Annotated in this window: 12 protein-coding genes and 1 tRNA gene; 7 read left to right on the plus strand and 6 right to left on the minus strand. The window is 41.2% G+C overall.

The genetic code is table 11. The features are described from left to right. Nucleotides 1–149 precede the first annotated feature (149 nt). The 3 genes from OSCIL6407_RS0106110 to OSCIL6407_RS0106120 all read right to left on the minus strand — a co-directional run bounded on the left by OSCIL6407_RS0106110 (nt 150) and on the right by OSCIL6407_RS0106120 (nt 1,376). Nucleotides 150–356 (minus strand): hypothetical protein, encoded by a 207-nt coding sequence (locus OSCIL6407_RS0106110; protein WP_007355165.1) that lies wholly within the window; start codon nt 354–356, stop codon nt 150–152. A gap of 239 nt (nt 357–595) precedes the next feature. After that, nucleotides 596–1,081 carry a GNAT family N-acetyltransferase gene (locus OSCIL6407_RS0106115; RefSeq protein ID WP_007355166.1) on the minus strand — a complete coding sequence of 162 codons (486 nt, stop codon included), beginning with the start codon at nt 1,079–1,081 and terminating at the stop codon, nt 596–598. Nucleotides 1,082–1,303: 222 nt separating this feature from the next. Next, nucleotides 1,304–1,376 (minus strand) — tRNA-Phe (locus tag OSCIL6407_RS0106120). A 128-nt stretch (nt 1,377–1,504) separates the two neighbouring features. On the opposite strand from OSCIL6407_RS0106120, the gene OSCIL6407_RS0106125 reads away from it, so the two are divergent. Both OSCIL6407_RS0106125 and OSCIL6407_RS0106130 read left to right on the plus strand, forming a co-directional pair. Next, nucleotides 1,505–4,234: a glycosyltransferase family 39 protein gene (locus OSCIL6407_RS0106125; RefSeq protein ID WP_007355167.1), complete on the plus strand. Its 2,730-nt coding sequence runs from the start codon at nt 1,505–1,507 to the stop codon at nt 4,232–4,234. Between the two features lie 86 nt (nt 4,235–4,320). Next, nucleotides 4,321–5,247: a cobalamin-binding protein gene (locus tag OSCIL6407_RS0106130; RefSeq protein ID WP_007355168.1), complete on the plus strand. Its 927-nt coding sequence runs from the start codon at nt 4,321–4,323 to the stop codon at nt 5,245–5,247. Between the two features lie 78 nt (nt 5,248–5,325). On the opposite strand, the gene OSCIL6407_RS36150 is transcribed toward OSCIL6407_RS0106130, so the two are convergent. Further along, nucleotides 5,326–5,496 carry a hypothetical protein gene (locus OSCIL6407_RS36150; RefSeq protein ID WP_007355169.1) on the minus strand — a complete coding sequence of 57 codons (171 nt, stop codon included), beginning with the start codon at nt 5,494–5,496 and terminating at the stop codon, nt 5,326–5,328. Between the two features lie 182 nt (nt 5,497–5,678). Beyond that, a complete protein-coding gene (locus OSCIL6407_RS0106140; RefSeq protein WP_019487024.1) occupies nt 5,679–6,446 on the minus strand; it encodes a class I SAM-dependent methyltransferase in 768 nt (255 codons plus the stop codon). 165 nt (nt 6,447–6,611) lie between these two features. On the opposite strand from OSCIL6407_RS0106140, the gene OSCIL6407_RS0106145 reads away from it, so the two are divergent. From OSCIL6407_RS0106145 to OSCIL6407_RS0106160, 4 genes are all read left to right on the plus strand, one after another. Further along, the gene (locus OSCIL6407_RS0106145; protein WP_007355171.1) at nt 6,612–8,081 is read left to right on the plus strand and encodes an adenylate/guanylate cyclase domain-containing protein; all 1,470 of its coding nucleotides are present in this window, start codon (nt 6,612–6,614) and stop codon (nt 8,079–8,081) included. Nucleotides 8,082–8,090: 9 nt separating this feature from the next. Next, on the plus strand, nt 8,091–9,503 hold the full coding sequence (locus OSCIL6407_RS0106150) for an adenylate/guanylate cyclase domain-containing protein (protein ID WP_007355172.1): 1,413 nt from the start codon (nt 8,091–8,093) through the stop codon (nt 9,501–9,503). A gap of 13 nt (nt 9,504–9,516) precedes the next feature. Next, nucleotides 9,517–10,128 carry a class I SAM-dependent methyltransferase gene (locus OSCIL6407_RS0106155; protein ID WP_007355173.1) on the plus strand — a complete coding sequence of 204 codons (612 nt, stop codon included), beginning with the start codon at nt 9,517–9,519 and terminating at the stop codon, nt 10,126–10,128. Between the two features lie 225 nt (nt 10,129–10,353). Then, entirely contained in the window at nt 10,354–11,028 is a 675-nt protein-coding gene (locus tag OSCIL6407_RS0106160; protein ID WP_007355174.1) for an SDR family oxidoreductase, read from the plus strand. On the opposite strand, the gene OSCIL6407_RS0106165 is transcribed toward OSCIL6407_RS0106160, so the two are convergent. Then, a complete protein-coding gene (locus OSCIL6407_RS0106165) occupies nt 11,015–11,491 on the minus strand; it encodes a hypothetical protein (protein WP_007355175.1) in 477 nt (158 codons plus the stop codon). The genes OSCIL6407_RS0106160 and OSCIL6407_RS0106165 overlap by 14 nt on opposite strands. 81 nt (nt 11,492–11,572) lie before the next feature. Here OSCIL6407_RS0106165 and petN point away from each other — a divergent pair, with 81 nt between their 5' ends. Then, entirely contained in the window at nt 11,573–11,662 is a 90-nt protein-coding gene (petN, locus tag OSCIL6407_RS32330; RefSeq protein ID WP_071592453.1) for a cytochrome b6-f complex subunit PetN, read from the plus strand. The last annotated feature ends 212 nt before the right edge of the window (nt 11,663–11,874 follow it).

Here is an 11,874-nt window from a genome sequence, read left to right on the forward strand (position 1 = left end):
AATTTCTACAGGAATTACCCAAGATTAAATAATATTATGCCACAGTCCACAAACAACAGAAAAACACGGACAATACGAGATGATCCGTTCAATTAGCCTCAAATAGCCACGCCGCAAATAAAATTTCAGACCATATATTTACCTTGAATTCAATCCAACTTCAAAGAATTAACAGGCACTTCATCCCAAGAATCAACAGTCCGCAATCTAGCAGTCCAACCTTGTGTTTTTTGCAACTCCGTCAAATTCTTCTCAAAAGACTCGTGACACTCCTTTGCTTGAATCTCATCAACGCAAGCAATACAAGAATAAAGAAGGCCCGACGGATCGATTTGTTCATTTACCCAAATAGTCATAATTAATTTCCTCTTGTTTAACTCAATAATACAATCATTTGACCACTCCCCCCTACCCCCTCCTCTGCGAGGGGAGAGGGAAATTTCTTTCTTTCTTTCTTTCTTTCTTTCTTTCTTTCTTTCTTTCTTTCTTGCTTTCTTTCTCCGTTTCTCTGTTTCTCCCTTTCTCCGTTTTTCCCTTTCTCCCCCTTTGTAGGGAAGGGGGCTAGGGGTTAGGTGTTTCATCATCCCAATGATGATTACCGTGAGGCCAAACTCACAAGACTTTCTCCCGTAACCCGACAAATTCGCCAATCCGGTAAAACATCGGCCCCAATACCTTTGTAAAATGCGATCGCATTCTCATTCCAATCCAAAACACTCCACTCCAAACGTCCACAACCGCGTTCAACTCCCAATTTAGCCAAATAAGCAATTAAAGATTTACCAATACCTTGCCCTCGATATTCTGGCAACACAAACAAATCTTCTAAATAGATTCCTGGCTTAGTTAAAAATGTAGAATAGTTATGAAAAAATAGCGCCCAACCCACAACTTTACCCCCTATATCTGCTAAAATCACCTCAGCATAAGTGGGAGTCCCAAATAAATGAGTTTCCAATGTTGCCGCATCACCAGTAACAAGATGAGACAACTTTTCGTATTCCGCTAACGCCTTAATCAAATCAAAAAGTACAGGTACATCACTCCGCACCGCCGATCGCAAAATTACTTCAGAAGACATAGGTAGGAATGGTAATTGGTAATTGGTAATTGGTAATTGGTAATTGCTACTTGCTACTTGCTACTTGGTAATTTAGGGCTTACGCACATAGTACCGGAATGACACTTTTTTGCCTAAAAATGACACTTGCACGTCAACTGCACGTCAAAATGGCCTAATTTTGTGATGTGCAGCGCACCTATAAAAACGACTAAACCTCTTACAGTGTAAGAGGTTTAGAGATGCCAGGACCGGGACTTGAACCCGGGACACGAGGATTTTCAGTCCTCTGCTCTACCAACTGAGCTATCCCGGCGTTTTTTTCGCGCTTTACTATAATAACAGACTCTATCTAAATTTGGCAAGTAATTTTCCAAAAAATTTTGAGGGGAGGAACCTGCCAGCCTGTAATCTACAATCAAGAGTCTAAAATCTCAAATCACAATGGCTGAAAAACACGAGGACAAAGGGTACAGAAGCCTCCTTCCCCTAGCAATTATATGGCTAATAGCTGCGGCAAGCGATCGCCTCTGGTTTGCCCTAGACCGCTCCGTACCCGCTTGGGATCAGGCAGAATACCTGACAGGTACCTTGAACTACTGGCGAGTGTTACAACATCCCCAATGGCTTTCTGGCGAGTGGTGGACAAATTTTTGGCTGCTCTCATCCAAAATTCCCCCCTTAACTTACATCTTAACTGTCCCCTTTCTCAATCTCTTTGGTCTAGGGAGCGATCGCGCCACTCTCGTTCATTTACTCTTCAGCGGGATACTACTCGCTTCAGTTTATGGTTTGGGTCGCCAGTTATTTAACCACCAAGTAGGTCTGTGGGCCGCCGTACTATCCCTACTTTTCCCCGCACTTTATCGCTTTCGCCTGCAATTTTTACTCGACTATCCCCTAACTGCGGCTGTAACTTTGAGCTTTTATTGTCTAACAATGTGGAAAGCAACAGGGGAGATGGGAAGAAGGGGTGCAGGGGTGCAGGGGTGCAGGGGTGCAGGGGAACGGGGGATAATTCCTAATTTAAAATCGGCAGCTTCTTTATTGTGGGCGATCGCATTTGGGCTATCTTTTGGCTTAGCTATTTTAGTAAAGCACACCGCCGTACTCTTTCTGTTTACTCCCCTAGTTTGGCTGGGGATAGCAACAATCAGACAACACGCCTGGGTTAAATTAACTCAGCTAGTAGGTAGTTTATTACTTTCCGCAATCATTTTTGGCCCTTGGGCAAAAACCAATTGGTTGCTGATGCTAACAGCGGGAAAGCGAGCAACAATAGACTCCGCGATTGCAGAAGGAGATCCAGGTCTCAATACTTTAGATGCTTGGATTTACTATTGGAATAAACTACCAGATCAAGTTTCCTGGCCGCTGTTACTCTTTCCATTAGTAGGATTAATCCTCTATACAATTAGACATTTAAAATTACACAAAGGTATCAAAAAAAATTCTCCAATTTCCAACTTACAATCGCCCATATTTCATTCTCTGACTTGGCTAGCAGTTTTTTGGGGCGGAGCCTATTTAATTAGTTCACTCAATATTAATAAAGATGCTCGCTATGTTTTACCATACTTGCCAGTATTATCAATTTTCTTAGCATACTGTCTAACACTATGGCCGCGCCGCTGGGGTCTATTAATTCGTTTTTATACAGTAGGCTTAGCAATGATACTGATGTTTTTAAACATCTGGCCAATAGGAGGTAATTTAGGAAATGTTCTAACACAGTTTCTCAGTCCTGCTGCTCAATATCAAGCGAAATTGGGCAAAGAATGGCCCCACCAAGAAGTAATCTCAGAAATTATTCAAACAGCACCTTATTTACGCTCAACCTTGGGAGTCTTGCCCTCAACACCAGAGATAAACCAGCACAATTTAAACTACTTCGGGGCCCTAGAAAATTTCCAAGTTTACGGCCGTCAGGTAGGAACAAAATTAGAACAAGTACCTCAAGATGTGCGCTCTCTATCTTGGTTTATAACTAAAACTGGCGAACAAGGTTCAATTCGCAAACGCATTAAAAAAGCTCAAGTTGCAATTGTTTCAACTATTGATAAAAGCTTAGATTTCCAATTACAGAAAACTTGGCTATTACCAGACAATACTACCTTAAATCTTTATCATAAACGCTTGTTACCTGTCGAGATTCAGCCTTTAGCAGATCGGCGATCGCAAGTCAGATTAGAACGAGTAATTGTACCCGATCGATCTCTGCCAGGAGTACCGATTCCCGTTACTTATGAATGGTCAGGGCCTTGGGAACAATTGCAGTCTGGTTTAGTGCTGATTACCTGGAAAAATCAACAATCTAATAGCACAAATTATTCAATACCTATATCAAAGTTTATACACGATCACGCTATAGGCAGTGGAGAGTTACATCGCGGCTTTTTAAAGCCGGAGCAATTTGCTATTGGGTTTAAAGTAATTGAAAGAATGGCAATGTTTTCTCCTCTTAATATTGAGTCTGGAACTTATCAGCTAGAAGCTACCTATATTAATCGAGAAACTGGCAATGCTTATTCTATAAATGTACCAAATGCTAGTATTATAATTGAGCGAAAAAGCACAGAAAATAGTTCTCCAAGCAATTCCCAGACTCAGTTATCAGGAGTAAAAGATTCCAAGAATCTTGAGATATTATCTACGAAACCTACTCAAAAATCCCTTGCTAATTCGACCGTACCTGAATTAGATTTCGTGACTCAGCTAAGGATGATGGCGGTTAATTTACCCCAAGGAATAAAAGGATTAGAACCAGTTTTTGAGCAGATTGGGCGGATTAATCAGTACGATCCAATTCAGGATTACACCATTCAGGCAGAACAGGCATTAGAATATAGAATGAAGCTAGAACCCGATAATGTAGAATGGGCTTATGCAGTGGCATTTTCTAGAGTATTACAGCAAAAAGTAGATGGGGCGATCGCAGCTTTGGAACGAGTAACCCAGTTGGACTCTAAAAACCCCAATGCTTATGGTTATCTCGCATTTGTTCATATCTACAATTGGCAGCCTAAAGCGGCTCAAGCTGCTTTAAAAGCTGCTTTAGTTCTCAACCCGAATCAACCAGAAATTCAAGTTCTAAATGGTGTAGCAGCGCTGATGCAAGGTAATTTAATACAAGCTTGGCACGATTTACAAGCTATTAAAAAACTAAAAGTGTAAAAGTTAACCTTGAATATTAAATACAACAAATAAGGAGAGAAGAGGAAAATTTTTCAGCCATTAGCCATTACCAATTACCAATTACCATGACCGACTTAAGAATTGTATCCTTAATTCCTAGTGCAACAGAAATTTTACAAATATTAGGATTAACTGGTTCTATTGTAGGCCGTTCCCATGAATGCGACTATCCCCCAGAAATCCAACAGCTACCAATTTGTACCCAACCTAAATTTAATCCCGAAGGTACTAGCGGGGAAATTCACAACCGCGTGACAGAATTATTGGAAAATGCTCTCAGCGTCTATAAAGTAGAAATAGAAACTCTAGAACAATTGCAGCCTACTCATATTCTCACACAAGCTCAGTGTGAAGTTTGTGCCTGTTCCTTAGTAGAAGTAGAACAAGCAGTTAGTACGCTGGTAAATAGCAAACCTGAAATTATTTCTTTGCAGCCTAATTTACTCGCAGAAGTTTGGACAGATATTCAGCGAGTTGCTGATATCATAGGCGTTGATGGAAAAAGTGCAATTGAACAATTAAAATCCCGCGTTGACGCTATTACTTCTACCTTTTCCCAGCAGGTTAATAGCAATATTCCCACAGTGGCTTGTATTGAGTGGATTGAACCATTAATGGCCGCTGGTAATTGGATTCCCGAATTAGTGACAATGGCTGGAGGGAATTCTTTATTTGGGATTGTAGGTCAACATTCACCTTGGTTGCAATGGGAATCTCTGGTTAAGGCTAATCCAGATGTGATTATTTTCATGCCTTGCGGCTTTGATTTAAACCGCACTCGGATAGAAGCAATGGAAATGCTTAAATACACAGAATGGGAAACTTTGCAAGCTGTTCAAACTGGAAAAGTTTACATCACTGATGGTAATTCTTACTTTAACCGTCCAGGGCCAAGACTGGTAGATTCTTTGGAAATTTTAGCAGAAATACTGCATCCTGAAATTTTTAATTTCGGCTACCAAGGATGGGAACATTTAGAAATTAAACATTAAAAAGCAAAAGTTAAAAAACAAGTAAATTTTGGGGTTTTTAGCCTTTCAATATTCCACAATCTCCCATTTTCATAGGAATCAAGGCCTTTGGATAATATCCACCGAATTATCCCCTTCTGGGCCGAGTTTTTGATATTCTTCTATGGCTTTTTTCTCAAGTTCTTCTTCAGATTCAGATGTTGTCACCTGCCGATCTTCCTCATCAGTCGGCGGTTTACTTTTCTCTGTTTTGTCTTTGTTGGGAAGCACGATATATTTCCTAAAACCTGCAAGTTAGATGGGGAGATCGTATCTATTTTAGGACTTACGCACGATTCATGTAACGCCGTCAAGATGGCAGTGTTAAAGATATTTTGCGTAAGTCCTCTATTTCTAGAATTAGGGCGATCGCCAAAAATTACATCTTCCTACCGGACGAACCTGGAAAAAATTTATTTCACCCAGCCGCCAAATACGGCTAATCCATAATATTTCCAAGGCACTGCCACCGGATCGAATCCTGCTTTTATCAACATCTCTAAATGTACCGACAATGTAGCCAACCGATCGGGATTAGAATAACCATGAGGGATACTATTTCCAATCCGAGCGCGAATTTCTGTTAGCGTTGTGAGCTGTTGAACAGCCCAATCTTCCCGCACAGCTTGATAAATATCTGCCGCGATCGCAGATTCTGCAAGAATCGGGTCAGCATTCCAAAAACAGCCACCAGAAATTAAACTTTCGCGAATACGGTAGAATAACTTAGACTTCATCTCATCCTGGAGATGGTGAATTGCCAGAGATGAAACACAGGCATTAAATTTATTGTCAAGTGTCATTTTTAAGTAAGAGGAGAGATCGCAATAATTATTTGCCCACTCGCCAAAATCTAACTCTATCCCCACCCATCTATCTGCAAAACCTGCTGCTTCAATTTTAGCCTTAGCAAACCGAAGCATACGCGGCGAGTAATCTACAGCAATTATCTGAGTATAGGGGTAGCAGCGAAGCAATTTTAAACTCAGTTCCCCTGTACCACAGCCTAATTCTAAAATCCGCTGATTAGTATTAGCGATACAGCGAACTAACACATCCAGCATTTCATCGTACCGAGGCAAAAGTTGCCGCATTCCCTTGTCAAAATCAGCAGTATTCGCAAAAACTTCTCCGGGAAATATAGAGTTGTCTGTAGAGAGGGAATTAATATCAGAACTCACGATTGCTTCCAAAATAGACTATCGGTATTCTAGCTGAGGAAGGCAAAATTCGAGCGCCACACTGCTAACAGCCGAGTTAAGAGTTACAATTGTGCCTAGTTTCACGGAAAAGCTAAAAATATTGGGAAAGTAAGAGAAAGATCGACTCTTTTAGTTGGGGATATCATGCGCCAGTTAACTTCTCAAACCTGGAACGCCTTTAAAACCCTGTTCTACAGGCAAATTATCCTTGGTCTGACAATTTTGTTCTCAGTAGGCGTGGGGGTAGCAATGGCGAATATGTCGAGTCTGTCGTCGAACCTGATTAAATCCCAAGCACTCCAAAATGCCTCCCTCTATGCTGAGGCGATTAAAGAATCCCGTACTCTTTACAGTTCTGATGTCGTCAGCCGTCTCGCAGGTCGTGAGGGAATTACCGTCACCCACGATTATACTTTGAAAAAAGGAGCAATTCCCGTACCCGTAACTTTCCTGATTGAACTAGGCAAGCAGTTGGGTGAAAACCATCCAGAAATGTCAGTCCGCCTCTATAGCGACTATCCTTTTCCCTCACGCCGAAAACAAGGGGGCCCGAAAGATGATTTTGAGCGAGAGGCACTTAATTATTTAAAAGAACATCCGAAGGAGCAATTTTTTCGCCTTGAGGAATTTCGGGGGAAACCATCATTTCGATATGCAGAAGCAGACCTAATGAAGCCTAGCTGCGTTACTTGTCATAACACTCATCCAGAGAGCCCAAAAACTGACTGGAAGGTGGGGGATGTACGGGGGATTTTAGAGATTACTCAACCTCTCGATCGACCCACTAACCAAACTCGTGCTGGTCTTCGCACCCTGTTTTTAATATTAGCAGGAATTTCCTTTTTAGGCATAACTGGATTAACTTTAGCTGTTCGTAGATTGCGTCAAGATGCCAAGGAGTTAGAGAGGCGCGTTAGGGAACGCACAGCTCAATTACAGCAGGCTAATGAAGAGGTGGTTAAGGAACAAGAAAAATCTGACCGCTTGTTGCTTAGTATCTTACCAGAACCGATTGCGACTAAGTTGAAAAATGGTCAAAGCAGCATTGCCGATGGGTTTGCAGAAGTAACAATTCTATTTGCTGATATAGTAGGATTTACCAAGCTTTCCCAGCAGGTATCTCCTGAAGAGTTGGTTAAGTTGCTAAACGAAATTTTTTCAGCATTTGACCAGCTAACTGGACGGCACGGATTGGAGAAAATTAAGACGATTGGAGATGCTTACATGGTAGTCGGCGGTCTCCCCGAACCCCGCAACGATCACGCTGAAAGTATTGCAGAAATAGCCTTAGATATGCAGCAAGAAGTGGCGCACTTTAATGCTAAGTATAATATGGAAATTAATATTCGGATTGGGATTAATACTGGAGCTGCGATCGCGGGAGTTATTGGTACTAAGAAATTCATTTATGACCTGTGGGGTGATGCTGTAAATACTGCTTCCCGCATGGAATCTCACGGAATTCCAGGGGCAATCCAAGTAACAGAATCAACCTACAATCTTTTGAAACATAAATATCAGTTAGAACCGCGAGGAAATATCAATGTAAAAGGGAAGGGAGAGATGGTTACTTATCTGCTGACTGGCAGATTACTTTGCGATGTACTGGTTTGAGTCAATTTTATGAAGCCTCGGATTTTAACTCTATTAGGTTCCTTCAAAGCCCGCTTGTCTCTGCGAGTAACTTTCTGGGTATTTGTTAGCCTGATTATTATTGAACTTATTATTCTGGTTCCCTCTTATTTCCGCCGAGAAGATGAGCTTTTGTTACAACTAGAGCAAGTTTCTAATGCAAGTATTAACTCCCTAGTGGTCTTGACAAAAACAGATATGTCCGATCGCGATCTTTTTCGGACAAAAGTTAAAAATATTATCACTAATTCTAACATAATTTCAGGAATAGCAATTTATAAGGTTAACGGTGAACCGATCGATACATTAGGCGAAGCACCAGAAATTTCTTTTTCAGAACTCAAAAATGCTAAAATTTTACGCAGGCGCAGCCGAGATGGTTTTAGATATGATGTTGCTTGGACAAATCTCCATTTGGGAGGAAACTATATCTTGATCGTCCGTCACGATGCTACCTCAGTTCAACAGGAATTATACGCATTTACTCTCCGAATTGCTGGTTTGGTTTTGATTATATCTATTTTTGTTACTTCTGGCACAATGGTTGTATTAGGGATTACAGTAATTGCGCCGATACTGAGACTTAGAGATGACTTAATTGCTGCGGGAGATGCCTTAAGCAAAAATGAGAGCAAACCTGACTTTTACTCTTTATCCGTCAAGCGTAAAGATGAACTAGGGGAGGTGATGGAAGCATTTAACCAGATGTTTAATAGAGTATATCAAGAAATTAATCAGCGAAAAAAAGCCGAAGAAATATTACGTTCTGAGCAAGAAAAGTCAGAACGTTTATTGCTAAATATATTGCCAGAGCCGATTGCTGAACGGTTGAAGCAAGGACAAAGTAATATTGCTGATGGGTTTGCAGACGTGACGATTCTTTTTGCTGATATTGTTGGATTTACGGAAATATCATCGCGAGTTTCTCCTCAAGAATTGGTGGATTTGCTGAACAAGATATTTTCAGCGTTTGATGAGTTGAGTGAAAAGTATTGTTTGGAAAAAATTAAGACGATAGGCGATAATTATATGGTAGCTGCTGGTCTACCAGTGCCACACCCAGACCACGCAGAAGCGATTGCTGAGATGGCTCTTGATATGCAGCAGGAAATAGTAAGATTTAGCATTGAATGTGGCAAACCACTAAATATCCGAATAGGGATTAATTCTGGCCCTGTTGTTGCTGGTGTAATTGGTACTAAAAAGTTTATTTACGATCTATGGGGAGATGCAGTAAATACTGCTTCTCGCATGGAATCCCAGGGAATTCCCGGTAAAATTCAAGTCAGTGCTTCAACTTATTATTTGTTGCAAAATAAATATTTATTTGAAGAGCGTGGTATAATTCAGGTGAAAGGTAAGGGCGAAATGACTACTTATTTGCTTACTGGTAGAAAAGTGTAGTGGTGGAGGAATAGTGGAAGAACGCGAGATAGTTACTATCGCAGAGTACCAGCTAACGGCTATATCTTTCCGCGATGGGACTTGGAACCATGATGTATCCCAAAATCGGAATGCTTTGGTGGCCGCCATGCCCCGAAATCCTGGTAAAATTCTGGATGTAGGCTGCGGGCCAGGACGCGATTTAGTGTGGTTTAAAAGTCAAGGAAATATGGCATTTGGTTTGGATGCTACGCCTGCTTTTGTGGAGATGGCAAAAGAGTTATCTGGTTGCGAAGTTTGGCAACAATCTTTTTTTAATCTTGATTTGCCTCTGGCAACTTTTGATGGTATTTTTGCTAATGCTTCTCTCATTCATGTCCCTCGCAATCTCATGGTAAAGGTGTTAAAGGATTTTCACAAATCTTTAGTTCCTGCGGGTGTAATTGTGATGTCTATGTGTCGGGGAAGTTGGGATGGTTACGATGTGCGACCGTCTGGTAAGCGCTATACTGTAGCGTGGGAATATGAAACTTTGGCTCCCTGTTTAGAGCAAGCAGAATTTGATATTATTAAGCATTATTATCGTCCCCCTGGTTTGCCTTGTGCAGATCAGTCTTGGGTGGTGATAGTGGCTAGGAAAAGATAGGAAGAAGGAAGAAGGAAGAAGGAAGAAGGAGGAAGGCTTTAGTTATCTATAGCAATCCTAAATCATTTGTGAATTTCTTACTCCCTCCCCTTAGCAAGGGGAGGGTTGGGGTGGGGTAAAAAATTTACGATTCATTTAGGATTTCTATATCGTTTGATGGTTTGACTTTGATACTCTAATTGTGGCAGAATGTCTTAAGTTTGAAGATTAAAAGGATTAACGATCGTGTCTAAATCTTACGTTTTTTTAGCGGGTGCGAGTCGAGGAGTTGGGCGAGAAATTGCTAAATATCTGACCTCGAAACAGATAAATGTGAAAGCAATTTTGCGTTCATCTGATAGTCGCAATGAATTAGAGGCGATGGGTATTAAAGTAGCAATTGGCGATGCTTTAGATGCTGTCGCTGTCGAAGCAGCGATGAGTAACGGCGAGTCTATTTCTACTGTAATTAGTACGATTGGTGGTTTGCCAAAAGATGGGGAAAGGGCGGATTATTTGGGTAATAAGAATTTAATTGATGCGGCGGTAAAAGCGGGAGTGCAAAAGTTTATTTTAGTTTCTTCTATTGGTAGTGGCAATAGTGTGGTAGCTTTATCGCCTCAAGCTTTGGAAACTTTAGGGCCTGTTTTGGTGGAGAAAGAAAAGGCAGAAAAGCATCTGATTGCAAGTGGATTGATTTATACTATTATTCGTCCAGGGGGATTGAAGTCTGAACCTGCTACGGGTAATGGGGTTTTGACTGAGGATTATCAAATTTCTGGGATGATCCACCGTGCAGATGTGGCACAATTAGTTGGTCAGTGTGTTGTTAGCGATCGCACCAATAATAAGGTATTCTCAGCAGTAGATCGGAATCAGCTTTTTGTCAATCAAACTATTGATGAGTTTAGTTTGAGTTGAAGGGTTCGATCCAATGGCGTTGGATGGTAAAATCTAGAACAATGGCAGCGATCGCAAACATCAGCATACTTTCCAACGCCAGCGCAGCATAAAACCCGATATTTTTGGCAAGTAAGATGCTAGTATGACCCGATAATTCTACATCTACCTGGGCTAATCCCCGCACCAGTCCGAAGGCTAATACTACACCAGCTTTGAGTTGCGGGTTAGTGTCGCGGCGGATGGCGTAGCGGTAGGTGACACCGAAGAGAAAACCGGAAATAGAGGCGATCGCACATCTTACTACTAAGTTTAAGTCAATCGCTGTGGTTTGCAGTCTCGTTAGGGCTTCCCAGTTTGGTAGTATGATATTGTTCGCGATCGCCACAAGGACAAAGGCTAACAGTAGCGACAACGCCGCTAGAGTACCTGCTTTCAGAGATTCTAACCGTTCTGCGGTGCTAAAGTTTGAGGAATCATTCACAATGGGCTAATGCTGTAGATGGCTCAAAGTGAAATATAATCTAGAATTGAAGTCATTTTGTACCTTTTTTAAAGCACTGCTATGGATATTCTTTCACTAGGTTGGGTTGGACTTACCGTTGTATTCACGTTCTCGATTTCGATGGTAGTTTGGGGACGCAACGGTTTCTAGATTGCAAATTATACCAAATCCGGTTTTATTGCTTTCCTTTTTTTGAGTCCGCATTAGCGGACTTTGTTTGTCAAGATGCGATTTCCCATCGCCAAGAAAAGATAGTTTTATCATCGGATTTGGTATTACTTGATGAGGCAAGCATTTTGCTTGTCTTCTGTTTTATTATTCCATAATTTTACTTAAAAATATCCGTAACGCCGCCATCTTGG

The organism is Kamptonema formosum PCC 6407 (assembly GCF_000332155.1).
GTDB classification, from domain to species: domain Bacteria; phylum Cyanobacteriota; class Cyanobacteriia; order Cyanobacteriales; family Microcoleaceae; genus Kamptonema; species Kamptonema formosum.